18 protein-coding genes are annotated in these 25,261 nt (G+C 39.0%); 12 read left to right on the top strand and 6 right to left on the bottom strand.

Features of this window, described 5'->3' with window-relative positions:
- Positions 1-2: 2 nt before the first annotated feature.
- Positions 3-1,628 (bottom strand): NAD+ synthase, encoded by a 1,626-nt coding sequence (locus tag AS4_RS15980; RefSeq protein ID WP_004717311.1) that lies wholly within the window; start codon positions 1,626-1,628, stop codon positions 3-5.
- A gap of 386 nt (positions 1,629-2,014) precedes the next feature.
- Entirely contained in the window at positions 2,015-2,524 is a 510-nt protein-coding gene (locus tag AS4_RS15975) for a hypothetical protein (protein ID WP_096734808.1), read from the bottom strand.
- 456 nt (positions 2,525-2,980) lie between these two features.
- Between AS4_RS15975 and AS4_RS15970 the strand changes: the two genes are divergently transcribed.
- The 4 genes from AS4_RS15970 (at position 2,981) to AS4_RS15955 (ending at position 7,976) form a co-directional block, all read left to right on the top strand.
- On the top strand, positions 2,981-3,937 hold the full coding sequence (locus tag AS4_RS15970; protein ID WP_034612484.1) for a metal-dependent hydrolase: 957 nt from the start codon (positions 2,981-2,983) through the stop codon (positions 3,935-3,937).
- A gap of 376 nt (positions 3,938-4,313) precedes the next feature.
- On the top strand, positions 4,314-5,267 hold the full coding sequence (locus AS4_RS15965; RefSeq protein ID WP_034612487.1) for a metal-dependent hydrolase: 954 nt from the start codon (positions 4,314-4,316) through the stop codon (positions 5,265-5,267).
- A 28-nt stretch (positions 5,268-5,295) separates the two neighbouring features.
- On the top strand, positions 5,296-6,141 hold the full coding sequence (locus AS4_RS15960; RefSeq protein WP_096734807.1) for an SDR family NAD(P)-dependent oxidoreductase: 846 nt from the start codon (positions 5,296-5,298) through the stop codon (positions 6,139-6,141).
- 17 nt (positions 6,142-6,158) lie between these two features.
- Positions 6,159-7,976: an NAD(P)-binding domain-containing protein gene (locus tag AS4_RS15955; RefSeq protein ID WP_096734806.1), complete on the top strand. Its 1,818-nt coding sequence runs from the start codon at positions 6,159-6,161 to the stop codon at positions 7,974-7,976.
- Positions 7,977-8,044: 68 nt separating this feature from the next.
- On the opposite strand, the gene AS4_RS15950 is transcribed toward AS4_RS15955, so the two are convergent.
- Positions 8,045-8,704 carry a DUF2306 domain-containing protein gene (locus AS4_RS15950; RefSeq protein WP_096734805.1) on the bottom strand — a complete coding sequence of 220 codons (660 nt, stop codon included), beginning with the start codon at positions 8,702-8,704 and terminating at the stop codon, positions 8,045-8,047.
- A 206-nt stretch (positions 8,705-8,910) separates the two neighbouring features.
- On the opposite strand from AS4_RS15950, the gene AS4_RS15945 reads away from it, so the two are divergent.
- Positions 8,911-9,579 carry a YARHG domain-containing protein gene (locus tag AS4_RS15945; RefSeq protein WP_096734804.1) on the top strand — a complete coding sequence of 223 codons (669 nt, stop codon included), beginning with the start codon at positions 8,911-8,913 and terminating at the stop codon, positions 9,577-9,579.
- A 130-nt stretch (positions 9,580-9,709) separates the two neighbouring features.
- Here AS4_RS15945 and AS4_RS15940 read toward each other — a convergent pair whose 3' ends face one another.
- The 3 genes from AS4_RS15940 to gltA form a co-directional block, all read right to left on the bottom strand.
- Positions 9,710-11,512, bottom strand: a complete 1,803-nt coding sequence (locus AS4_RS15940; RefSeq protein ID WP_096734803.1) for an aminopeptidase P family protein — start codon at positions 11,510-11,512, stop codon at positions 9,710-9,712.
- Positions 11,509-13,077: a peptide MFS transporter gene (locus AS4_RS15935; protein WP_096734802.1), complete on the bottom strand. Its 1,569-nt coding sequence runs from the start codon at positions 13,075-13,077 to the stop codon at positions 11,509-11,511. Before AS4_RS15935 ends, AS4_RS15940 begins: the two co-directional genes overlap by 4 nt.
- A 261-nt stretch (positions 13,078-13,338) precedes the next feature.
- Positions 13,339-14,613: a citrate synthase gene (gene gltA, locus AS4_RS15930; protein WP_096734801.1), complete on the bottom strand. Its 1,275-nt coding sequence runs from the start codon at positions 14,611-14,613 to the stop codon at positions 13,339-13,341.
- A 1,070-nt stretch (positions 14,614-15,683) separates the two neighbouring features.
- Between gltA and sdhC the strand changes: the two genes are divergently transcribed.
- The 7 genes from sdhC (at position 15,684) to lpdA (ending at position 25,240) form a co-directional block, all read left to right on the top strand.
- Complete coding sequence (sdhC, locus tag AS4_RS15925) at positions 15,684-16,082, top strand: succinate dehydrogenase, cytochrome b556 subunit (RefSeq protein ID WP_126606943.1); 399 nt, start codon at positions 15,684-15,686, stop codon at positions 16,080-16,082.
- On the top strand, positions 16,082-16,447 hold the full coding sequence (gene sdhD, locus AS4_RS15920; protein WP_004717289.1) for a succinate dehydrogenase, hydrophobic membrane anchor protein: 366 nt from the start codon (positions 16,082-16,084) through the stop codon (positions 16,445-16,447). Before sdhC ends, sdhD begins: the two co-directional genes overlap by 1 nt.
- A gap of 12 nt (positions 16,448-16,459) precedes the next feature.
- Positions 16,460-18,358 (top strand): FAD-dependent oxidoreductase, encoded by a 1,899-nt coding sequence (locus AS4_RS15915; protein WP_004717286.1) that lies wholly within the window; start codon positions 16,460-16,462, stop codon positions 18,356-18,358.
- Between the two features lie 14 nt (positions 18,359-18,372).
- Positions 18,373-19,083 (top strand): succinate dehydrogenase iron-sulfur subunit, encoded by a 711-nt coding sequence (locus tag AS4_RS15910; protein ID WP_004717284.1) that lies wholly within the window; start codon positions 18,373-18,375, stop codon positions 19,081-19,083.
- A gap of 611 nt (positions 19,084-19,694) precedes the next feature.
- Positions 19,695-22,532, top strand: a complete 2,838-nt coding sequence (locus AS4_RS15905) for a 2-oxoglutarate dehydrogenase E1 component (protein WP_096735551.1) — start codon at positions 19,695-19,697, stop codon at positions 22,530-22,532.
- Complete coding sequence (gene odhB / locus AS4_RS15900) at positions 22,532-23,746, top strand: 2-oxoglutarate dehydrogenase complex dihydrolipoyllysine-residue succinyltransferase (protein ID WP_096734800.1); 1,215 nt, start codon at positions 22,532-22,534, stop codon at positions 23,744-23,746. Before AS4_RS15905 ends, odhB begins: the two co-directional genes overlap by 1 nt.
- Positions 23,747-23,806: 60 nt before the next feature.
- Complete coding sequence (lpdA, locus tag AS4_RS15895) at positions 23,807-25,240, top strand: dihydrolipoyl dehydrogenase (RefSeq protein WP_004717278.1); 1,434 nt, start codon at positions 23,807-23,809, stop codon at positions 25,238-25,240.
- Positions 25,241-25,261 lie beyond the last annotated feature (21 nt).

The following is a 25,261-nucleotide window of genomic DNA, read 5'->3' as shown; positions in this document are numbered from 1 at the left end:
GCTTATACACCTGCTTTCCAGCCATTTACAATCGGATAACGGCGTTCACGGCTAAATGCGCGTGAGCTGATACGTGGTCCAATTGAACCTTGACGACGTTTGTATTCGTTGCGGTCGACAAGCTGAATGACTTTTTCCACGATTGCACGTTCAAAACCTTTGGCAATGATGTCTTCTTGGCTTTGTTCTTCCTCAATATATGCGTATAGAATGGCATCAAGTACATCATAAGCAGGTAAAGAGTCTTGATCTTTTTGATCAGGACGAAGCTCTGCTGATGGTGGACGAGAAATAACCCGTTCAGGAATCACAGGCGTTTCAGAAATACTGTTACGGTACTTAGCCAATTCAAAAACAATGGTTTTATAAACATCTTTGAGTACAGCAAAACCACCTACCATATCGCCATACAGTGTGCAGTAACCGACAGAAAGCTCAGACTTATTGCCTGTTGCCAGCACAAGGTTACCAAACTTATTGGACAAGCCCATAAGCAATGTACCACGTGCACGCGCTTGAAGGTTTTCTTCAGTTGTATCCGCAGGTGAGTTACCAAAGAATGGGAACAAGGTCTGCATAAAGCTATTTACGATAGGATGAATTTCGGCAATACCAAAAGTAACACCCATACGTTTTGCTTGTTCAGTGGCATCTTCCACACTAATTTGTGATGTGTAAGTATAAGGCATCATCACGGCTTGAACTTTATCTGCGCCAATCGCATCAACTGCAATTGCCAAGGTTAAAGCTGAGTCGATACCGCCTGATAGGCCTAAAATCACACCTGGGAAACCAGAGCGTTGTACATAGTCGCGTGTTGCTAAAACCAACGCTTGATAGATCTCAGCCATAGTGTTTAATGCTGGCGCAGCTTCAACCACTTGATAGGCTTTGTTTTCTATTTGGTAGTCAGCAAAGTAGAGATCTTCTTTAAAGCTTGGTGCTTGTAATGCAACCTCACCTGAATGGTTAATGACAAAACTGGTCCCATCAAAAATGAGATCATCTTGACCGCCCACTTGGTTGATATAAACCACATTGAGGTGGAGCTGTTTTGCCAACTCTTTTAATGTTTCGATACGATGTTGCGGTTTGCCGACTTCATAAGGTGAAGCATTCAAGACCAAAACACTTTCCACATTGAGTTGAGCAAGCTGTTGAACTGTATTTAAAGACCATACATCTTCACAAATCAGTACACCAAACTTATGACCTAAGTACTCAAATACAAGATGTTGATGTCCTTCATTAAAATAACGCTTTTCATCAAAAACGCTGTAATTAGGAAGATTTTGTTTGTTGTAAACCCCTAAAACTTGTCCATCTTTCATCACTGCTGCAGCATTGTAGCGTTGACCATCGTCAGTAAGATTGGCAAAACCAAATACCATCACGATGTCTTTAACAGTAGACAGTTTCTCGAAAGCTTGTGCAGTACGCTTTGCTAGGCTTGGGCGTAAAAGCAAATCTTCGGCAGGGTAACCGATTATAGAAAGTTCAGGGAAAACAACAATTTCAGCATTCTGTTTTTTTGCATCATTGGCTTGTTCAATCATTTTTTGAACGTTCGACTCAATATCACCAATGAATGGAGAGAATTGCGCGAGAGCAATTTTAAAACTTTTCATTTAAACCAAATCCTATTCCAATAGGGTAATTTATATACAAATTGTTGATTTTTAAAATGTAGTTATTCAACATATGTATATAGATATCACAGAAATTGCCAAAGGGCGAAACTATAAAATCATTAAAAATCATCAAAAATCTTTATTTTCTTGCAAGGCAAAAATTTCAGACATTGAGTATTTTAACTAAAAAAACGTCAGAAGCTAGTGATTCATTAAGTTTATTCAGTACACCATCAATGACCTCATGAATTTAGTGTATTTTTTTTATAGAAACTAGTGATTTTTCATTATTTTTTGGATTTTATATTGGAAAAAATCAGCTTTAAATATTTTTTGTGAAATGTATCACTTAATTTGTTTAAATTAGCATCAAAATAAAGCGCTTAAATTGAAGGATTGACTGAATTTTTATTCAGAATAATATTTTCAATTCGATTTAAATAAATATCTTTGGCGATATCGCCTTGTTGCTCAATATTGTAATCAAAATAAGCTTTTCCTTGAATGAGGGTGTAGCGATAAGGGTTATATTTACCCAAACTCAGGTAAAGTGCGGTCTGTAAAATCGCCCCCTTAAGTAATACATTCTCATGACGCTGATATTGATAAACATGGGCCATTTCATGAATAAAAACAGCTTGATAACCCAAGCTCATACAGGAGAAGTCTTCACAATAGTCTGCATCTTTTAAGTGGATATAACCATTGGGCGCCATCAAAATACCAACAGGCTGCCACGGTAAATAAGGATGATTCATCACCTTGACTTGGCTGTAGTCAATTAAATCTCCAAATACACTTTGGCTAATACGAATTTCGCCATCTGTCAATTTACGATATTTGAATTGATCCAATCGAAGAAGTTGTACAAAGCGCCAAATGAAATTGAACATTGTTTAATTTTGTGCTGTGTAAAAAGTACATCTATAAGTTTAGCACTGATTCAGTTTGACCCAAAGATTAACTGTGACTCAGATACACCACGATTAAAAAAGCTGTCTATTGTATATATGCTGACATGAACCTTTTCTTGTTACCTGATTTCAGTTATGTAGCGCATATCTCATTCGGGTTTAGCTTACCTAAGATTTAAATCATGATTTAAAAGCCAAAGCTGATGACTTGTCCGCAAAGGTCATTATTTATCAGTAGAGGCAAGCTTAGCCCTTATTTGTCAGACACTTTATTGAATAGTCATAAATTGCCAATGGATTGACCTGAAATGTCAGTGGTATTTGAATCCAGATGACTTACTTTTCCAACATAAATAGGATTTTTTACTTGAAATGTGAATTTGAACTGGTTTTCAGTCAAATCCTTGATCCCTAAATAAACAATAGGTGCTTCATATGTTACTTGCTAAGCCTGTCAAAAAAGTGTTTGCAAAAGCTTTTCCAAGTCGATTGCCTAATTTAAAAGATCAGATTGCGAATATCCCGATTCGTCACTTCAATTTTAAATTTAGCCCAGATGAGTTGGATGTTAAATTTTTTATGCAAAAAGAGTGGGCGACTGCCTATTTTGCCGCATTGTCAATTTTTTTAACCTATGGTGAAGAGTTGGTGATCGAAACTGCACGACATCATCGTGATCAAATACAAGACCCAGTTTTAAAACAGCGTCTAACCAGTTTGATTGGACAAGAGGCAATTCACTCTAAAGTCCATGAAGAATATAATGAAACCATGATTCCAAATAATTTGCCTGTGCAGTTATATCGGTTTTTAGCAGAACAGGTTTTTAATCATACTTTTTTAAAATTCCCACAACCTTTAAAACTTTCAATGATGGCTGGGATTGAGCATTTCACCGCTGTTTTTGCTCAATATGCCATGACGCATCAAGACATCTTTAATCATTCTCTTGATGAAAAAACACGAGCTTTATGGTTATGGCATATGCTGGAAGAGTCTGAGCATAAAGATATTGCTTATGATACTTATCAAGTGCTTTCTGCAAATTATCCATTACGAATTTCAGGATTCTTTATTGCGTTGATTACTTTGGGTCTAGGCGTAGGTGCTGGCGCATTGATGTTGCCATTTTTACGACGTCCAATGAATAGCTTTAGTCTAAGTTTTTGGAAAGAGGCAAAGGGCAGTTGGGATTTATTATTTAGTCGAGACAATGGTGTTTTTGGTAGCAGTTTAGGCCATATTTTTGATTATTTGCGTCCAGACTTTCATCCTAATGATCATGATACAACTGAGCTTTTAGAATATTTCAAAAAAGAATTACTTGATCCTGAAACAGGCACACTCACCCCTTATTTTGTTAAAGCGTTTACCCCTGCTTTACGGATGTAATTTTATTCAATCTTAGCATTCAAATTTTCTATTCAATATAAAAACGATGTTGTAGATCGATACTGAGCTTTTCCATCAATTTTTGAAGGAAAAGTTTTTTTTTAAAGCTGTGATTTTAACCAAGCACTTTATAAAAATTGTTTTTAAGGGACATTCTTTATCAGTGGAGGCAACTCTTAAAAGTGATTGTCTGACAATTATCTAAGGTTGTCATAATTTGCAAACCGAATGAATGCATGTGCCAATGGTAATTGACAAAGCATGTCGTAATTTTTAGCCATCAAAGTAGAGTTTTTACTCAAAAGGCGATCTGTAGCTCATCAGCGTAAAGACGATGAAATGGATTGCCATATTAAATGAATAAAGAGTACCAGCTATGTTCGCTAAGCCAATTAAGAAAGCCGTTGCTAAAGTTTTTGCTGCGGCACCATTCAGTCTGGAAAATCAAACGCCGATTATTCCAATTCGTCATATGAAGTTTGATTTTGATCCAGAGCAAGTAGATCACCGATTTTATATGGATGCAGAATTGGCAAGTGCATATTTTGCGTCACTGTCGATTTTCTTAACTCGTGGTGAAGATCTTGTGATTGATACTGCTCGTTATCATCGTGATTTCATTACCGATCCATTATTAAAGCAACGTGTCACTTCATTAATTGGTCAAGAGGCGATTCATTCAAAAATGCATGAAGAGTTAAATGACGCTTATTTAATTCGTGATTTGCCAGTAAAGCTGTTTCGTACTTGGGCTGGCTGGGCGTTTGAATATGGTTTTGAGCGTCTTCCACAACCGATGAAATTGTCATTGATGGCTGGTATCGAACATTTTACTGCAGTACTTGCAGAATACATGATGAATCATGAAGAAGTGTTCTTCCGTTCGCAAGATGAAAAACAACGGGCAATCTGGATGTGGCATATGCTTGAAGAATCGGAGCATAAGGATATTGCTTTCGATGTGTTTCAAGAATTATCCAATAACTATTTATTACGTATTGCTGGATTCTTTCCCGCATTGATCACGATTTTGGTGCTGATTTCAGCTGCATCATTTTTAGTGCCTTTCTATCGAAATCCTAAGAACCTGATTAGCTTACGTTATTGGAAGGAGATTCCATATAATTTTCGCCTGATCTTTGGCTTAAAAGATGGTGTTTACGGCAGCAGCTTTAAACATATTTTTGATTATCTGCGTCCCGATTTTCATCCAAATGATCATGATACATCTGAATTTTTGGACTATTACAAAGAGAAACTGCTGAATCCAAAGACAGGTCTTCTTACGCCATATTTGACGAAAGAATTTTATCCTGCATTGCGTTCATAAAAACCTAAAAGAGATGGATTTAAAGTTTATGGGTATTTTTTCTAAAAAAGTTAAGCCGAGCCAAAATGCTTATGCGGTCGTGACTGGCGCAGGTAGTGGCATTGGACGTAGTTTTGCAATGGAACTTGCAAAACGCGGAGGAACAATTGTTTGCGCTGACATAAATCTGGATGCAGCCAAAGAAACTGTCAGTTTGATTGAATCACAAACTTCAGCTAAAGCATTTGCTGTGCAATGTGATGTGGGTGAGAAAGAGCAAGTAAAAGCACTTTCAGAACAAGCCGAAAAATTAATGAATCATCCTGTAAGCTTGATCATTAATAATGCGGGTGTAGGGCTGGGCGGTAAGTTTGATGAAGTGTCACTGGAAGATTGGCAATGGTGTATGCATGTCAACCTCTGGGGGGTTATTCATGGTTGTCATTATTTTGTTCCTCAGTTTAAGCAACAAGGTTATGGGGCAATTATCAATGTTGCTTCAGCTGCGGGCTATACAGCAGCTCCCGAAATGACCGCTTATAACGTGACCAAATCCAGTGTGCTGGCATTGTCAGAAACCCTTTCAGCAGAGCTTCGCGGTGACAATATTCGAGTGAATGTGCTGTGTCCAACATTAGTGCCTACAAATATTATGAAAAATGGTCGTTTGCCTGGTCATTATGCGGGTTTAGCAGATGATTTACTGATGAATCATGCATTTACCACCAGTGATCAGGTGGTGATTAAAACCTTAAATAACTTGGATGCAGGCAAGCTGTACACCATTCCTCAGCCAGATGCAAAACTGTTTTGGATATTAAAACGTGCATCACCCACCTTATATGCCAAAGCGCTGGGTATCGGATATCCATTATTTAATAAATACATCAAATAAGCTGCGAGTAAATCAAGATGACAATAGAAACAACTTTAGCTACGCTGCCTAAAGAGAAAAGCGTAGAGCAAAACTCAACACAAACTACGGTTGAAGACATTAAACAGGTGACTCAACCGAATACGGTACAAGACAAACAACTTGAAGATAAGCAGCTTGAAGCAAAACAGCTTAAAGAAAAAGCGCCTGTAGAGAAGCAAGTCGAGGCAAAGACTGTCACGAAGCCAGCGAAAGCAAATACAGCTAAAGCTGAAGTCCAAACTCTGGCTAAAGCTAAAAATAAGCCTGATGTAAAAGTTGAAACGCAAATAAGTGCTCAATCTGAAAAGCTTGGACAATCCGCTGAGAAAAAAGCACCGACGATTCAGCACAAAGAAGCTGTGCATATTTATGACACCATTGTGGTTGGTGCGGGTATTTCAGGGATTGCTGCTGCTTATAAAATGAATCAAGCAGGCTATAACGATTATTTAGTGCTTGAAAAAGCCAGTCGTGTGGGGGGAACATGGCGCGACAATAATTATCCGGGCTGCGGTTGTGATGTACCCTCAGCGCTTTATTCATTTTCTTTCTCGCCAAGCCATAAATGGAGTCATTTATTTGCCAAGCAACCAGAAATTCTAAGTTATTTAGAAGAGGTGGTGGAAAAATATGACCTTGGTGGAAAAATTGAATTTAATAATGAATTGATTAGTGCTAAATGGGATGAAGCACAACATATTTGGCATTTAGAAACATCTAAAGGTCAATATCAAGCCAAGACGGTGATTTTTACGACAGGACCGATTACTGAACCTGCTTTGCCGAAATTAAAAGGAATTGAAAGTTTTAAAGGTGAAATGTTCCATTCAGCACGTTGGAATCATGATTATGATTTAACCGGTAAGCGTGTTGCGGTGATTGGTACAGGGGCTTCTGCAATTCAGTTTATCCCGCAAGTACAGCCTTTAGCGAAACAGTTGATCGTATTCCAGCGTACAGCGCCATGGGTGCTACCCAAAGCGGATATGGAGTTAAACGAAACGGCTAAAGGGATCATTTCTCGTTTCCCAATCATTCAACAAACTTGGCGTAATAGCATCGCACAGATTTTAAATGGGATTAACTTTGGATTGCGTAATCCTAAAGTATTGGAACCCGTTAATTTCCTAAGTAAGCAATTACTTAAACTGCAAATTAAAGATGAAACCTTGCGTAAAGCGGTGACACCGAACTTTACCATTGGATGTAAGCGCTTATTGTTTGCAAACAATTATTATCCAGCACTTCAACAAGATAATGTGAATCTGATTGCACATGGTTTGGTTGAAATTGATGGAAATACAGTGGTTGCAGCAAATGGTGAACGTCATGAAGTGGATGTGATTATTTGGGGAACAGGTTTTGAAGTTTCACATCCTCCGATTGGTAAACGGGTTTATGACAGCAATGGTCAGGTACTTGCTGAGCGTTGGAAAAATAGCTCACCTGAAGCATATTTGGGCGCCAGTATTGAACATGTACCGAATGCGTTCTTGGTGCTCGGTCCAAACATTCTGGTATATGATTCATTTATTGGTATCGCGGAAGCACAAGTCGGCTATATTGTTGATGGTTTGCTAAAAATGCGTGAGCAAAAATTCACTCGCTTTGAAATCAAAGCGGATGTGCTTGCCCAGCATAACAAACGTCTGCAAAAAGATTTAAAAACCACTGTATTTAATGCGGGTGGGTGTAAGTCTTATTATCTGGATGAAAATGGTCGTAATTTTGCAGCATGGCCATGGTCACTACAACAATTACGCAATCAATTAAAGCAACTAGATTTAAACCATTATAGCGTGAGTAAAAAATAAGCTTAGTATTCAATTGCTGAACACTTTTTATGAGAGCCCTAAATTGATTTAGGGCTTTAATTTTTTTGTCATGTGCGACGATGTAATCGAAAAATAATGATTTCAGCTAGGATTAAATTGACCACCCAACCTAACCAAGATTCTAGCTGATAGATGTGAATTGGGGTTAACCAATCAAAATATGGTTGTAACTGATAAAGCACGATTTTCCATGTCCTTAAGCTCAGCGCTGAAAGGCTGAGTGCAAAACTACGGATCATCCAGTCACGATGTAAAATCCAGCGCTTTTTCAATAAAAAGTATAAAGCGGATAGGGTGGTGATCGCCCAGAGTGAACTTAATAAGACAAAGCTGATTTGTGTGGATAATCCTCCAGCCGCTGAAAAAGCTAAAATTAAGCCACTGGGTAAAGACAGCCCCAAAATGGTGATGATGTAGAGCCAACCACTCCAGTGATGAATTCGGGGATAACGCGTGCGAAAGACACGGAAAAACTGTGTAAATCCAGCGATGAGTACAAAACTACTACTGATCACATGGATTTTAAAAGCCGCCTGCCAAGGTTGAGTATTGACTACATCTTGCTTTAACAATAGAAAATGCTGATCAGTTTGCCATGGGAAATATTGTAGACATATTGCCACCATGAGATAGCATAAATAAGCATAGATCACGAGTGAAATTAGACTCAAGCTTGAATAGGCCAAGTTAGTTTTTGTTTTGTTCATCACTGCTTATAATGGAATGGTGATTGAGAAATTATAGTGGAAGATAGGTTGAAACAGCATATTTATGTTTGGGTATGGCATAGATTTTAAAATAAACCACAGAGAATCCTGATTTATTTATCTTAAAGTAGATCACAAAGCAAACAATTTAATCTAAAATCAATGTGAAAATGCATCCAATATCTTCATAACAAATAGGTATAACAATGAATAAAAGTTTAATCGCACTCGTCGGATTAGGAATGATTGGTTTCCAGAATAGTTATGCACTGGATATTCAACAGTTGCAAAAATCTTGGTCTGGAAAATATGATGATCAGAAAATTGCTGTTTTCATCCAATCTATCGATCGTAATCAGATCAAAGGCTATAGTGTTCTTGGTAAAAATAAACAAAATTTCTCAGGAAAAGTACAGACGACTTCACAAGGCTATAAAATTACCGCAACAGAAAGCGGTGCTAAAGCAAGTAGTGGTGTGTTTACGTTTACTGTAAAACAAAATCAGCCGAATGTGTTGGAGTCTAGTTGGGAATCTACAACGGCTAAGGTTAAACCAAAATATTTTGATTTAAAGCCGCAACAGTGTCGCTATCAAAAAGATGTCGGTGATTATCCAGTTGCATCACAACGTTTATTAAAAGATGAGGATCTACAAATTCCTCCTGAAGAACTGGACTGGATGCGTAATGAAATTTATGCGCGTCATGGTTATTCATTTGCCAATAAAGAGATTGCCTCTCAATTTGCTAACGATAATTGGTATATGCCATGCAGTACCAATGTTGAAAATCAATTAACTCAGATTGAAAAGACCAATATCCAGCGTATTAAAAAAATTCGCCCGTATATGGCGAAAATGGAATGGGGTCGTTGATCAATATTTTGATCATATCTGGTTTAAATGATAGCTAAAGCAAAAGCATTTTGATTTGATTTATATCATTATTTTTGCTTTAAAAAGCTCAAAGTCAGGTACTTCGAGCTTTTAAATTTTACGGAAAATGTTAAATAGCTTGGGTATTTTCATTTAGCCAGTTTAAAACATCACCTTCTAAGTGCGGTGCTAATCGTTCTCTGACTGTTTGATGGTACTGATTCAACCATGCTTTTTCATCATGACTGAGTAGGTCTAAAACGATACACATCAGGTTAATCGGACACAATGTTAGTGTTTCGAATTCCAAAAATTGACCATAGGTCCTATCTTCAAAATGCTTAATTTTGTTGACGACAAGATTCTCAATCCGAATGCCGTACTTGCCTTGATGATATAAACCAGGTTCATTGGAAGTAATCATCCCTTCGCGCATCTTGGTGGATGGTGTGACTGGCGCATAATATGAAATCACTTGTGGGCCTTCATGAACATTCAATGCATATCCGACCCCATGACCTGTACCATGACGATAATCTAATCCGTATTTCCATAGCGTTTGACGAGTAATTGCATCTAATAGTGGTGATGCAATGCCTTCAGGGAAAACACTTTGTGCAAGCGCAATATGGCTTTTTAACACCAAGGTGTAATCACGTTTTTGTTCAGCGCTTGCTATGCCTATGGGAACAACGCGGGTAATGTCTGTGGTTCCTTCATCATATTGTGCGCCTGAATCAATCAGCAGCAAACCATCACCCTTAATCTCGCTAAAGCTTTCTTCTGTAGCACGATAGTGTGGTAATGCGCCGTTGGCATTAAAGCCTGCAATTGTCGAGAAGCTTAAACCAATAAAACCATCTTGTTGTGCACGATATGCTGTGATTTTTTCATCAATAGTCAGTTCATTGATCGATTCTTTATCGGCCAATGCTTTATCTAGCCAATAAAAGAAATGACATAAGGCAACACCATCTTTGGTCATTGCACTGCGCACATGTGCAATTTCTGAAGGATGTTTACGTGATTTAAATAAACTGCTTGGATTAATGTCTTGGACTAAATGACTTTGCTGCTCAATGGCCTGTGCATATGAAATTGAGACTTTAGCAGGATCAATTAAAATATTTTGTTGTTTAAGTTCGACCAAAAACTTGATGCTTTCGTTATAAGCTAAGATTTCAATGTTATCCAAAGCAAATCTTTGCTGCATTTCAGTTGAAAGTTTTGCATCATCAATAAAAAGTACAGTTCGAGAATGGTCAATATATAAGTGTGCTAAGAACACGGGGTTATATTCAACATCACGCCCCCTACAATTCAAAATCCAAGCAATATCATCAAGTGCAGAAATAAAATGCCCCGTTGCTTTTTTCTGAATAAGTTTGTGACGGATCGCAGTTATTTTTTCTAAGCGTGTTTGCGCATTTAAATCATCTGCTATTTGCCAAACGGGTTGTAGGGGCAGTGCTGGGCGTTCAGTCCAAATTTCATCAATTAAATCTAAGTTTGTTCGGATTTCAAATTGCTGGGATTGAGCAACTTGACTTAGCGCATCAAACTGTAATGCGGAAATTGTGTGTCCATTGACTGAAATTTTTGCATCTTTGGCTAAATGTTGTGAAAGCCAAGCCAAATGTGTTGATGATTCATCAGGTGTCTGCTTTTGTAAAACGTAACCTGTATTTTCCAGTTGCTGTTCAGCTTGTACCCAATATCGACCATCTACCCATAAACCTGCGAAGTTTTGAGTGACTACAATTGTGCCGACTGAACCTGTAAAGCCTGTTAGCCATTGACGTATTTTCCAATAATCAGGTAGATATTCTGACATATGTGGATCTGCACTCATGGCGATAAAGGCATCCTGCTGATATTTCTTCATAATTGTACGAAGGTTTTCTAATTTGTTGGCAGGTGACAAACTGTTCATACTTTTTCCAATTGCATATCAAGAGATTTTTGAGAGGGAGTCGATGTTTGATTGAGTAATTTACGAATCGGTTTTCTCATTAACCATAGAACGAGTGCGCCAAGAAGTAAAGCGATGACACATCGCACAAATAGCAAGGGTAATTGGTCAACTTCATGGATAGAAACATGACCACCGATTAAACCTGCCATCAAGTTTCCTAAAGCAGATGCTGTAAACCAAAGCCCCATCACTTGTCCACGAATGATGGTTGGAGCAAGTTTAGTCATGGTTGAAAGACCGACAGGGCTTAAGCATAATTCACCTAGTGTTAAAAGCAGGAGGCTTGATGCGATCCACAATGCAGAAACAGTTCCACCATTTTGGGTGATCAAGTAACTGGCAATGCTCATCACGAGAAAACCACCCGCAGCGAGAAGTAAAGCAATAATGAATTTGGTGATATAGCTAGGGTCACGATTTTGTTTGCCTAATTTAACCCAAAGCCATGCGATGATCGGTGCGAAAATAATAATGAAAAGCGGGTTAATTGATTGAAACCAAACTGCGGGTATTTCAAAGCCAAAGAATTGGCGATCTGTAAAGTCTTGGGCGAAAAGATTGAAAGATGTTGGTTTTTGTTCAAATGCTGACCAAAAAAGTGCAGCGGTGATGAGTAAAATAAAACAGATAATGATTTGTTTTTTCTCAGTATTATTCAAACCAGCAAAGAGCAATAGATAGCTGAAATATAAGGCAATACAAATACAGATTGTGATCGTGAAATATGTGGCGATCTGAATTGGATTGATGTTAATGATGCCAAGAGAAACTAGACCGATAATCAAGCCAACAACGGCAATAAAACCTATGATCATTTGAGGTGCTTTAGGATTGTAATGTACAGGACGAGCCCAGTTATTTTCATTGCCTTGCACATGATTAAATTGTTTTAATTGAGGCACAGTTATTAACTTAAAAATCAGTAAGGCGATTAACATTCCAACGCCACCAATTCCGAACCCCCAGTGCCAACCATGTTCTTTAACCAATAAACCAGTCAATAGTGGAGCAATCAACGAACCTAGATTAATTCCCATATAAAAAATGGAAAATCCTGCATCACGCCGTGAATCTTGAGCCTGATATAAAGTGCCAACAATGACGGAAATACAGGTTTTAAATAAACCAGAACCGATCACAATCAAAACTAAACCAAAATAAAAAAAGAAATGCCCAAATAAAGCTGCCAATGCAATGGATAGATGTCCAAATGCGATGATCAGTGAACCGTACCACACAGCGCGCTCCTGACCGAGATAATTGTCAGCAACCCATCCACCCAATACGGTCATTAAATACATACTGCCTGCAAATAAGCCGACAATTGCTGATGCTGTTGGGCGATCTAAACCGAGACCGCCATCAGCAACTAAAGCCGCCATATAGAGGATTAATAAAGGGCGAATACCATAATAGGAAAAACGTTCCCAAAGCTCGGTAAAAAATAAACCTTTTAATGGTTTGGGGTGACCAAAAAAAGCTTGATCTGGGTCGTGCACTTGTTTAGATAGATGTTGAGGCATCTTCAATTCCTTTGAAAATGTATGATTAAAAATTTTTATACAATATATAAAATAAAGTTATTTTTTGGGTGTTTTATAAAGTAGTGATTTGTAATTTTATAGTAAAAATATAAATTTCAGTTTTCTATGCTTATTATTAATATTGTTATGTTTTGATTTTAAATGAATTTTAAAATAAATCGATTATACCAATTGGTATGAATATGTAATAAAAAACCACCCCAAAGGGTGGTCTCTTGTTCGATCTGAACGCGTAACGAATTAACGTTTGATATCGCGTTGAGTTTCGCCAGTATAAAGCTGACGAGGGCGACCGATTTTGTAAGGTCCGCTGTGCATTTCTAACCAGTGGCTGATCCAACCAACGGTACGTGCAAGCGCAAAGATTACCGTAAACATTTCTGTTGGGATACCAATCGCTTTAAGGATGATACCTGAGTAGAAGTCTACGTTCGGGTAAAGCTTACGTTCGATGAAGTATGGGTCGCTTAATGCAATACGTTCAAGTTCCATTGCAAGCGCAAGTTGAGGATCATTGATACCAAGTGCACTTAACACTTCGTCACAAGTCTCTTTCATTACTTTTGCACGTGGATCGAAGTTTTTATAAACTCGGTGACCGAAGCCCATGAGTTTAACTTCTTTAGTTTTTACTTTTTCCATGAACGGCGCAACATTTTCTACAGTGCCGATTTCATCGAGCATCTTAAGAACAGCTTCGTTTGCACCACCATGCGCAGGTCCCCAAAGTGCAGCAATACCCGCAGCGATACATGCATAAGGGTTAGCGCCTGTAGAACCAGCTAAACGTACTGTAGACGTTGATGCATTTTGTTCATGGTCAGCATGAAGCGTAAAGATACGATCCATTGCTTTAGCAAGAATAGGGTTAACTTTGTAATCACGATCTGCTGGAGTAGCAAACATCATGTACAAGAAGTTTTCAGCATAGCTTAAATCGTTACGTGGATATACGAACGGTTGACCGATTGTATATTTGTAAGTCCAAGCAGCTAAAGTAGGAATTTTAGCAACTAAACGAACTGCAGTGATTTCACGGTGGTCTACGTTTTCAACGTCAAAACCGTTGTGGTAGAACGCAGATAACGCACCCACTACACCACACATAACCGCCATAGGATGAGCATCACGACGGAAACCATTGAAGAAACGGCTAACTTGATCGTGAACCATTGTGTGGTTGCGGACTTTGTTTTCGAAGTCTGTTTTTTGTTCAGCAGTTGGAAGCTCACCGCTTAACAATAAATAGCAAGTTTCTAAGTAAGAAGCTTGAGTTGCAAGTTGAGCAATCGGATAACCACGGTGTAAAAGAACGCCTTTATCACCATCAATGAAAGTGATTTTAGACTCGCAAGAAGCTGTCGCCATAAAACCAGGATCAAAAGTAAAGTGACCTGAAGCCAACACATCCTTAACGTCGATTACATCTGGGCCCAATGTGCCGCTGTAAATTGGTAATTCAATTTTTTTGCCATCAAGCTCTAGAACGGCTTTCTTGCCAGTTGCTGCAGACATTCAATAGATCTCCTGTCCTGGTGGATATTTTATCTAACTTGCTGAGTCATCTTGTAATGTACAAGTCAGACGGATCAAAAATTGCTATTTAGCTTAGTGAGTACTGAAATTTTGTCAATTATACTTATGGATGAAAAAACAATGTTTTCATCAGTAGTTAGTCTAACTTTAACCAGTAAGATTGATCATTAAATTTCAGAGTCGGTCAGTATAATAAGGTAAATTCTAAAGAAGGTGCAGAAAAATAATTGTGATTGCTAGACAGGAAATGGCATTTTTGACCAATATTTTGTGGCTTTTGTAAGTTGCGAAATGCATTGTTGCTGTTTTAAAACCATCTGAATTTCACGACTTACATAGCTTTTGCCATTATTTTTGTGTAAAAAACACCCAAATGAGTTGATGAAATATTTATTTTCATTTTAATGCTTAATTGATTAAAAAATAGTTTTTATTGAAGCTTTTAAAGGATAAAAAATAATCGAATTAGTATAAAAATAGGCATTTAGTTGCCTTAGGAATAATCAAATACCATAAAACCTTGCGGCTAAATTATGAATTATTCACAAACTAAGTCTTTCTTTCTTATTATAAAGCTTTCAGTCAAATCACTGAATTAAATGGCACCCATTTAAAATAGGAATAAAGGACTATTTAAAAATAACATGTTGGGTATCTACTAAAGCTTAACCAGCTGATGAAAAATAAAACAGCAGGGAGAAATTAACCACAGGACGATTTTGTCCGTAATGTTGTGCTTTAGTCTAAATTTATAAAAATAATATAAGTCGTAATTATGTGTAAAAGTAATATGTTTAAATGTCATAAAAAATAACGAGATAGCCTTGAAAAACAGAGATGGGTGATCTGCTTTATTTTTTAAATGGGTGTAAATGATTCTTATTTGAGTGATTTTTAAAGAAAAAGCCAATTTCGATGGTTTGTATTTTGACAGTGCACGTTTTATAATTCAGTGTCGTTTAAAGTTCAGGCAATTAAATTTGTCTGACAATGCTAGCTTTCCTTCGAATTAATTCCAACAAACTCCGGATGGAGTTTTTACTTACAGGATGCCCGCTGTGAAAAGCAACAGACCTGTCAATTTGTCCATGGGTCAAGTTTTAGATGTAAACTTAAAATCCCCTGTGGCTATTGCATCAATTCTACACCGTCTATCAGGTGTCATCGTATTTTTACTCGTACCGGTACTTTTGTGGCTTTTAGACAAGTCTTTGTCTTCGCCTGAAGGCTTTGCTCAAGTTCAAGCAATCTTTGGTGGCTTCATTGTACGTTTTATCGTATGGGTATTTGTCGCTGGTTTATTATTCCATTTCATTATGGGTATTAAGCACTTACTTGCTGACCTAGGCTTTGCTGAAGAGTTGCAAAGTGGTCGCGTAGCAGCAACTATTGCATTAATCTTGGCTGCGATATCAGTTATCGCTTCATTTGTATGGATCGTTCTCTAATGAAAAGTGCTACAGGTTTAACGGGTTCAGGTTCTCGTGATTGGTATATCCAACGCGTAAGTGCTGTAGTTCTAGCTGTTTATACTGTTGTGGTATTAGGTTGGATTCTGTGCAATGGCGGATTTAACTATGAGCAATGGTTTGGCTTTATGATGACACTTCCGATGAAGATTTTATCTTTATTGGCAGTCTTATCTCTTGTTGCGCATGCTTGGATTGGTATGTGGCAAGTATTCACTGACTATGTGACTACTCGTCAGATGGGTCCTTCAGCTTCAGGTTTACGCATCGTGTTAACTTCAGCAGTGATTATTGCTGTTATTGCATATGCGATCTGGGCAATCCAGATTTTTTGGGCGAATTGATAGGAAAATGTCATGGGCGCTTTAACCCCTAAAGAAGATTATTCAAATATTCCAAGCCAGTTCTTCGATGCAGTCATCGTTGGTGGTGGTGGTTCAGGTATGCGTGCTTCATATCAACTTGCTCAAGCAGGTTTGAAAGTTGCAGTGCTAACTAAAGTATTCCCAACACGTTCTCACACTGTTGCGGCTCAAGGTGGTATTGGTGCATCGCTTGGTAACATGCAAGACGATAACTGGCACTATCATTTCTATGACACGGTAAAAGGTTCTGACTGGTTAGGTGACCAAGATGCAATCGAATTTATGTGTCGTGAGGCGCCTAAAGTTGTTTATGAGCTTGAACACTTAGGTATGCCATTTGACCGTAATGCTGACGGTACAATTTATCAACGTCCATTTGGTGGTCACTCTGCGAACTATGGTGAAAAACCAGTTCCGCGTGCTTGTGCTGCTGCCGACCGTACAGGTCATGCGCTTCTTCATACGCTTTATCAAAGTAACGTGAAAATGGGTACTCAATTCTTCGTTGAATGGATTGCATTAGACTTAATCCGTAACGAAGCAGGTGATGTGCTCGGTGTAACAGCAATTGACCAAGAAACAGGCAAAATTGCTGTATTCCAAGCCAAAGCAACATTGTTTGCTACAGGTGGTGCTGGTCGTGTTTACCGTGCATCTACCAATGCTTATATCAATACTGGTGATGGTCTTGGTATGGCTGCTCGTGCGGGTATTCCATTACAAGATATGGAATTCTGGCAATTCCACCCAACGGGTGTTGCTGGCGCAGGCGTATTGTTAACGGAAGGTTGTCGTGGTGAAGGTGCAATCCTTCGTAACAAAGATGGCGAACCGTTCATGGAACGTTATGCACCAACTTTGAAAGATTTGGCTCCGCGTGACTTCGTATCACGTTCTATGGACCAAGAGATCAAAGAAGGTCGTGGTTGTGGTCCTAAAGGTGATTATATCCTACTTGATATGACTCACTTGGGCGCAGATACCATCATGAAGCGTTTACCATCTGTATTTGAGATTGGTAAGAAATTCGCAAACGTGGATATCACCAAAGAACCAATTCCAGTTGTACCAACAATCCATTATCAAATGGGTGGTATTCCGACCAATATTCATGGTCAAGTGGTTATTCCTGAAACAGCGAAAAATGCAGCAGATTTCTATGCAGGTTTTGATAAAGCTGCAAATGAATACACAACCAACGGTACAATGAATTATACAGTGCCTGTAAAAGGCTTCTATGCAATTGGTGAGTGTTCTTGCGTGTCTGTACATGGTGCAAACCGTTTAGGTACAAACTCATTACTTGACTTGGTTGTATTTGGTAAAGCTGCTGGTGAACACATCATCGATTACGTGACTAAACATCACGGTGATGAATACCAACCACTTCCAAATGATGTACTTGTGAACACGTTGAAACGTATCAATCATTTAGATGATTCTACTTCTGGTGAAAATGCACAAGAAGTTGCGGATGCGATTCGTGATATCGTTCAAGACCACGCGGGTGTATTCCGTACTCAAGCCTTGCTTGATGAGGGTGTTAAGCAGATTCTTGCGATTGAACCACGTGTACGTAACATTCATTTAAAAGACAAATCTAAAGTATTTAATACTGCACGTATTGAAGCTTTGGAAGTTGAAAACTTATACGAAGTAGCGAAAGCAACATTGATTTCTGCTGCTGCACGTAAAGAATGTCGTGGTGCACATACTGTTGTAGATTATGAATTGCCTGCTGATGATGAGCACTATTCATATGGTCGTCGTGACGATGAGTGGATGAAACATACTTTATGGTATTCAGCGGATAACCATCTTGAATACAAGCCAGTACGTTACAGCCCATTGTCTGTAGACCCAATTGAACCTAAACCACGTACATTCTAATCGGGAGAAATAAGATGAGTAGAGGTACACGTACATTCGAAATCTACCGCTATGATCCTGATAAGGATAAAGCACCGTATATGCAGACTTTTAAACTAGAGTTGACGGATAAGCATCGTATGTTGCTTGACGCGCTTTTAGCATTAAAAGTTCAAGACGAATCATTAACATTCCGTCGTTCTTGCCGTGAAGGTATTTGCGGTTCAGATGGTGTGAATATCAATGGTAAAAATGGTCTTGCGTGTTTATGGAACTTGAACGATTTGCCTGAAAAAATCGTCATTCGTCCATTACCTGGTCTGCCAGTAGTGAAAGATTTAGTTGTGGATATGAATCAGTTCTACGATCAGTATGACAAAATTCATCCATTCTTAATCAATAATCAACCTGCACCACCAAAAGAGCGTTTACAATCTCCAGAAGAGCGTGAGCACTTAAATGGTTTGTATGAATGTATTCTTTGTGCATGTTGTTCAACATCATGCCCATCATTCTGGTGGAACCCGGATAAATTCTTGGGTCCTTCAGCATTGTTGAATGCATACCGTTTCATTATTGATTCTCGTGATACTGCGACACAAGATCGTTTATCACGTCTTGATGACCCATTCTCATTATTCCGTTGTAAAGGGATTATGAACTGTGTGTCTGTATGTCCGAAAGGTTTGAATCCAACAAAAGCGATCGGTCATATCCGTAGCATGTTGCTCGATCAAGCGGGTTAATACGATGTGAAAAAAGGGCGTACATCTTGGGATGTACGCTCTTTTTTTATTGGATTTTTAATGAGATGGTTGTTTTTTGTTCGAGTGAATGGGATCTAAGCTTTAAGCATTGAAAAAGTATCAACAGACCCGATATAAATGGATGGATAATAATAGATTATTTCTTGTATGTATTTCGCTAATTTATAGGTGGTATGTGTCAAAAAAATCAATTGAAGTGACAGATCATGTTACGATTTAACAAACCACTATATGTGAAAAACACACCATGTTTTTGGTACATTTTTTCTACATAAGTGTGATCCAGATCAGTTTATAAATAATTTTATAAGCAAAGATTAGAACCGCTTTAGAAAAAGCAAAAAAGCCTTTGTTTTTTCTAAGTCGATTTGCAAAAAATTGCTCAGCTTCGGTTGAGTATATAAGTGAGTGATGATGCCATTGAGGGCGTTATGATTCATTGTATGCATTAGTAAAAGCTAATGTTTATAACGCCCCTTGGTCATGAGTATCTGATGGGTGAATGTCAATTTACCGATTTGGCATTATCAATCATGGGAGTGCTTAAAAAGCACCCTCTAATGTTTTTGCAATAGGAAATGGGTCCACAAATGCAAGAAGTTGCTGACGCATTGCGTCTTGATACTGAACTTTCCGCTGATAGTGCAGCGTATATTGAAGAGCTTTACGAACAGTACCTTTCTTCTCCAACCTCAGTAGGTGAGGATTGGCGTCAATATTTCGATAAATTCCCTAAAGGTGACCAACCACACGGAAACATTCGTGAGCAATTCTTATTATTAGGTCGTAATTCAAGTCGTGTTCAGCCTGTTGTGCAAAGTGAAGTAAGTACTGAGCATGAACGTCGTCAAATCGGTGTTTTGCAACTGATTGCAGCATACCGTAACCGTGGTCATCAAAAAGCGAAGCTTGATCCACTAGGTTTGGCTAAACGTGAAGATGTGCCAGATTTAGATCTTGCTGCACATGGTTTAACCAAGTCTGACCTAGATACAGTTTTCAATGCTGGAAATTTGGCGATTGGTAAAACTGAAGCAACTTTAGGTGAGATGGTTAGCGCAATGGAGGCAACATACTGTGCTTCTATTGGTGCTGAATATATGCACATTGTTGACACCAAAGAAAAACGCTGGATTCAACAACGTCTTGAAGGTGCACGCGGTCAGTTCGGTTTCTCGGCAGATCAAAAGAAACACGTACTTGAACGTTTAACTGCTGCTGAAGGCTTAGAAAAATTCCTCGGTAATAAGTATGTTGGTGCGAAGCGTTTTGGTGTAGAGGGGGGTGAATCTTTCATTCCAATGGTAAACGAACTTATTCAACGTGCAGGTTCTGTAGGTTGTAAAGAAGTCGTAATTGGGATGCCACACCGTGGTCGTTTAAACTTACTTGTGAACATCATGGGTAAAAACCCAGCTGATTTGTTTGGTGAGTTTGAAGGTAAAACTTTAGCTAAAAAAGGTTCTGGTGACGTTAAGTATCACCAAGGCTTCTCATCAAATGTGATGACACCAGGTGGTGAAGTTCACTTGGCTTTGGCATTTAACCCATCGCATTTAGAAATTGTTGGCCCTGTTGTTGAAGGTTCGGTTCGTGCACGCCAAGTACGTCGTAAAGACATTGGTGGTGATGACGTATTGCCTGTAATCGTACATGGTGATGCTGCATTTGCTGGTCAAGGTGTCAACCAAGAAACCTTCCAAATGTCACAAACGCGTGGTTATACAGTAGGTGGTACGGTTCATATCGTAGTCAACAACCAAGTTGGTTTTACTACATCTGATCCACGTGATGCACGCTCTACAGAATACTGTACTGACATTGCAAAAATGATTCAGGCGCCGATTTTCCATGTAAATGGTGATGACCCAGAATCTGTATTGTTTGTTGCGCAATTGGCACATGATTTCCGTCATACATTCCGTAAAGATGTTGTGATTGACATGTTCTGTTATCGTCGTCGTGGTCATAACGAAGCAGATGAGCCAGCAGCAACACAACCAATGATGTATCAAGTGATCAATAAAAAAGCGACTACACGTACGCTTTATGCTGATCAATTGGTACAAGAAAAAGTATTAGATCGTTCAGATGCAGATGCTTTAGTTGAAAAATACCGTGAAGATCTTGAAGCAGGTAACCATGTTGCCAATGCTTTAGTACTTGAACCAAATGACAAAATGTTTGTGGACTGGAAACCTTATCTAGGCCATGAATATACAGATGTTTGGGATACGACTTTCCCAATCGAACGCTTAAAAGAAATTGGTACAAAAATGCGCGAATTACCGGAAGGTTTCGTGATGCAACGCCAAGTATCTAAAGTGATCGATGAACGTTTGAAAATGCAAACTGGTGAAATGCCATTAAACTGGGGTGCAGCAGAAACTTTAGCTTATGCTTCTATCCTTGATGATGGTTTCTTGGTGCGTTTGACTGGTGAAGATGTTGGTCGTGGTACATTCTCACACCGTCATGCCAAGCTACATAACCAAATTGATGGTTCGGTTTATATTCCACTGTGTCATATCAAAGAAAATCAGCCACGTACTGCAATTTATGACTCATTATTGTCAGAAATGGCTGTGCTTGCATTTGAATATGGTTATGCAACTACATTGCCAAAAAGCTTGGTAATCTGGGAAGCTCAGTTCGGTGACTTTGCAAACTGTGCGCAAGTGGTTATTGATCAGTTCATCTCATCTGGTGAAACCAAATGGGAACGTGTGTGTGGTTTAACATTGCTTCTTCCACATGGTTATGAAGGTCAAGGTCCAGAGCATTCATCTGCACGTCTTGAGCGTTTCTTACAGTTATGTGCTGAAGAAAACATGCAAGTGATTACACCAACGACACCTGCACAGATTTTCCATGCAATGCGTCGTCAGGCAATTCGCCCGATTCGTAAGCCAATGATCGTGACTTCACCGAAGTCATTGCTTCGTCATAAACTTGCAACTTCAACTTTGGAAGAGCTTGCAACTGGTACATTCCAGACTGTGATTGATGAAGTGGATCAAATCAACAAACAAGATGTAACACGTGTTGTACTTTGTGGTGGTAAAGTTTATTACGACTTACTTGAAAAACGTCGTGAAGAAAACTTGAACATTGCGGTGGTGCGTGTTGAACAATTGTACCCATACCCAGAAAAACGTCTTGCTGAAGTGCTTGCGACATATCCAAACATAAAAGAACTTGTTTGGTGTCAAGAAGAACCGAAGAACCAAGGCGCATGGTTATTCATTGCTCCTCGTTTATACGAAGGTGTAATGAAGTCTGCTCTACAAGTTCAAATTAGCTATGCAGGACGTGAAGCTTCAGCTGCACCTGCATGTGGCTCACCATATTTGCATGCAAAACAACAAGCTCAGCTCGTGAATGACGCACTTGCGATCGTAGCTGAACAATCAGGAGAATCTAAATAATGGCAACCGAAATTAAAGCACCGGTGTTCCCAGAGTCAGTTGCTGACGGAACAATTGCAACTTGGCACAAACAACCAGGTGAAGCGGTATCACGTGATGAAGTCATCTGTGATATTGAAACGGATAAAGTTGTTTTAGAAGTTGTTGCTCCTGCTGATGGTACTATCTCTGCGATCATCAAAAATGAAGGCGACACAGTTCTTTCTTCTGAAGTTATTGCGACATTTGAAGAGGGTGCTGTTTCTGGCGCTACTCAAACTCAAGCAGTTCAATCTGAAGAGAAAGTAGAACAAGCTGCGTCACAAACTCAAGCGGGTAATGCACCTGTTGTTGAACGTGCTCAAGTACAAGATCAAGCACCTGCAGTGCGTAAAGCTTTAACTGAAACAGGTATTGCTGCTGCGGATGTAGATGGTACTGGTCGTGGTGGTCGTATCACCAAAGAAGATGTTGCAAATCATCAAACTAAACCAGCTGCTGCAGCTGTAACACCATTAAGCGTTGCAGTGGGTGAGCGTATCGAGAAACGTGTTCCAATGACGCGTTTACGTAAGCGTGTTGCTGAACGTCTTCTTGCTGCTACACAGCAAACTGCGATGTTAACTACGTTTAACGAAGTTAACATGAAACCTGTGATGGAAATGCGTAAGCAATATAAAGATGCTTTCGAAAAACGTCATGGTGCACGTTTAGGCTTTATGTCATTCTTCGTTAAAGCTGTAACTGAAGCACTCAAACGCTATCCTGCGGTAAATGCTTCAATCGACGGTGATGATATTGTTTATCATGGTTACTATGATATCGGTGTTGCGGTTTCTTCTGATCGTGGTTTAGTGGTTCCTGTATTACGTAATACTGACCGTATGAACTATGCTGAAGTTGAATCAGGTATTGGTGCATATGCTGCAAAAGCACGTGAAGGTAAATTAGCAATTGAAGATATGACTGGTGGTACTTTCACAATTACCAATGGTGGTACTTTCGGTTCATTGCTTTCAACACCTATTTTGAACCAACCACAAACTGCTATTTTAGGTATGCACAAAATCCAAGAGCGTCCTATGGCTGTAAATGGTCAAGTTGAAATTCTTCCAATGATGTACTTAGCGCTTTCTTATGACCATCGTATGATTGATGGTAAAGAAGCTGTAGGCTTCTTGGTAACTGTTAAAGAGTTACTTGAAGAGCCAGCTAAACTAATCCTTGACCTTTAATTCTTTAGAATAACAACACGAGTTTAGAGTGATCCTTTAAACTCGTTTTTGGAGATAAGCATGTCTCAGTTTGATTTAGTGGTAATCGGCGGTGGGCCAGGTGGTTATGAAGCGGCAATTCGTGCTGCTCAACTTGGTTTCAAAGTTGCGTGTATCGAAAAACGTGTACACAAAGGCAAGCCATCTTTAGGTGGTACTTGCTTAAACGTAGGTTGTATTCCTTCTAAAGCACTTTTAGATTCTTCACATCACTATGAAGACACTCTTCATGGCTTAGATGTTCACGGTATTACAGTTGAAAATGTCCAACTTGATCTTCAAAAGCTTCTTGCTCGTAAAGACAAAGTTGTAGATAACTTAACTGGCGGTGTTGCTCAATTGCTGAAAGGCAATGGTATCGAGTGGTTACAAGGTACGGGTAAATTACTTGCTGGTAAAAAAGTTGAATTCACACCATTAGAAGGTGGTGATGTTCAAGTTTTAGAACCTAAATTCGTAATTCTTGCAACAGGTTCTGTACCTGTAAATATTCCTGTAGCAAAAGTTGATGAAGACCTTATCGTTGATTCAACGGGTGCGTTAGAATTCCAAGAAGTGCCTAAACGTTTAGGTGTAATTGGTGCAGGCGTAATCGGACTGGAACTTGGTTCAGTATGGCGTCGTCTTGGCTCTGAAGTTGTTGTGTTTGAAGCATTAGATGCATTCTTACCAATGGCGGATAAAGCGTTGGCAAAAGATTATCAAAAACTTTTAACAAAACAAGGTTTAGATATTCGTATTGGCGCTAAAGTTTCAGGTACTGAAGTGAATGGTCGTGAAGTGACTGTTCAATATAACCAAGCAGGCGAAGATAAAACTCAAACTTTTGATAAATTAATCGTTTGTGTTGGCCGTAAAGCCTATGCAGAAGGTTTATTGGCTGAAGATTCAGGCATTAAATTAACTGAACGTGGTTTGGTTGAAGTGAACGATTGGTGTGCAACGTCTGTAGACGGTGTATATGCAATTGGTGACTTGGTACGTGGTCCAATGCTTGCGCATAAAGCAATGGAAGAAGGTGTAATGGCAGTTGAGCGTATGCATGGTCATGCTGCTCAAGTGAATTATGACACCATTATTTCAGTGATTTATACACACCCTGAAGCTGCGTGGGTAGGTTTGACTGAAGAGCAAGCTAAAGAGAAAGGCCATGACGTTAAAACTGGTCAATTCCCATTTGCTGTCAATGGTCGTGCTTTAGCTGCCAATGAATCTGCTGGATTTGTGAAGTTTGTTGCAGATGCAAAAACGGATCGCTTATTGGGTATGCATATCATTGGTCCTGGTGCTTCTGACATTGTTCACCAAGGTATGATTGCACTTGAATTTGTATCTTCTGTTGAAGATTTACAATTGATGACTTTTGGTCACCCAACTTATTCTGAAGTCGTTCATGAAGCAGCGCTTGCTGTTGATGGGCGTGCGATTCACGCGATTCAGCGTAAACGTAAATAACACAAAAAAGAGCGGTTTCGA

It is taken from the genome of Acinetobacter guillouiae (assembly GCF_002370525.2).
GTDB classification, from domain to species: domain Bacteria; phylum Pseudomonadota; class Gammaproteobacteria; order Pseudomonadales; family Moraxellaceae; genus Acinetobacter; species Acinetobacter guillouiae.
Note: the sequence above shows the minus strand (reverse complement) of the source record. Positions and strands in the feature narration are given on the sequence as shown.

Excerpts from the sequence above, each read along its gene's own strand:
- AS4_RS15980 (WP_004717311.1), bottom strand. The coding sequence starts at position 1,628 with ATGAAAAGTTTTAAAATTGCTCTCGCGCAATTCTCTCCATTCATTGGT.
- AS4_RS15975 (WP_096734808.1), bottom strand. The coding sequence starts at position 2,524 with ATGTTCAATTTCATTTGGCGCTTTGTACAACTTCTTCGATTGGATCAA.
- AS4_RS15970 (WP_034612484.1), top strand. The coding sequence starts at position 2,981 with ATGTTACTTGCTAAGCCTGTCAAAAAAGTGTTTGCAAAAGCTTTTCCA.
- AS4_RS15965 (WP_034612487.1), top strand. The coding sequence starts at position 4,314 with ATGTTCGCTAAGCCAATTAAGAAAGCCGTTGCTAAAGTTTTTGCTGCG.
- AS4_RS15960 (WP_096734807.1), top strand. The coding sequence starts at position 5,296 with ATGGGTATTTTTTCTAAAAAAGTTAAGCCGAGCCAAAATGCTTATGCG.
- AS4_RS15955 (WP_096734806.1), top strand. The coding sequence starts at position 6,159 with ATGACAATAGAAACAACTTTAGCTACGCTGCCTAAAGAGAAAAGCGTA.
- AS4_RS15950 (WP_096734805.1), bottom strand. The coding sequence starts at position 8,704 with ATGAACAAAACAAAAACTAACTTGGCCTATTCAAGCTTGAGTCTAATT.
- AS4_RS15945 (WP_096734804.1), top strand. The coding sequence starts at position 8,911 with ATGAATAAAAGTTTAATCGCACTCGTCGGATTAGGAATGATTGGTTTC.
- AS4_RS15940 (WP_096734803.1), bottom strand. The coding sequence starts at position 11,512 with ATGAACAGTTTGTCACCTGCCAACAAATTAGAAAACCTTCGTACAATT.
- AS4_RS15935 (WP_096734802.1), bottom strand. The coding sequence starts at position 13,077 with ATGCCTCAACATCTATCTAAACAAGTGCACGACCCAGATCAAGCTTTT.
- gltA (WP_096734801.1), bottom strand. The coding sequence starts at position 14,613 with ATGTCTGCAGCAACTGGCAAGAAAGCCGTTCTAGAGCTTGATGGCAAA.
- sdhC (WP_126606943.1), top strand. The coding sequence starts at position 15,684 with ATGCCCGCTGTGAAAAGCAACAGACCTGTCAATTTGTCCATGGGTCAA.
- sdhD (WP_004717289.1), top strand. The coding sequence starts at position 16,082 with ATGAAAAGTGCTACAGGTTTAACGGGTTCAGGTTCTCGTGATTGGTAT.
- AS4_RS15915 (WP_004717286.1), top strand. The coding sequence starts at position 16,460 with ATGGGCGCTTTAACCCCTAAAGAAGATTATTCAAATATTCCAAGCCAG.
- AS4_RS15910 (WP_004717284.1), top strand. The coding sequence starts at position 18,373 with ATGAGTAGAGGTACACGTACATTCGAAATCTACCGCTATGATCCTGAT.
- AS4_RS15905 (WP_096735551.1), top strand. The coding sequence starts at position 19,695 with ATGCAAGAAGTTGCTGACGCATTGCGTCTTGATACTGAACTTTCCGCT.
- odhB (WP_096734800.1), top strand. The coding sequence starts at position 22,532 with ATGGCAACCGAAATTAAAGCACCGGTGTTCCCAGAGTCAGTTGCTGAC.
- lpdA (WP_004717278.1), top strand. The coding sequence starts at position 23,807 with ATGTCTCAGTTTGATTTAGTGGTAATCGGCGGTGGGCCAGGTGGTTAT.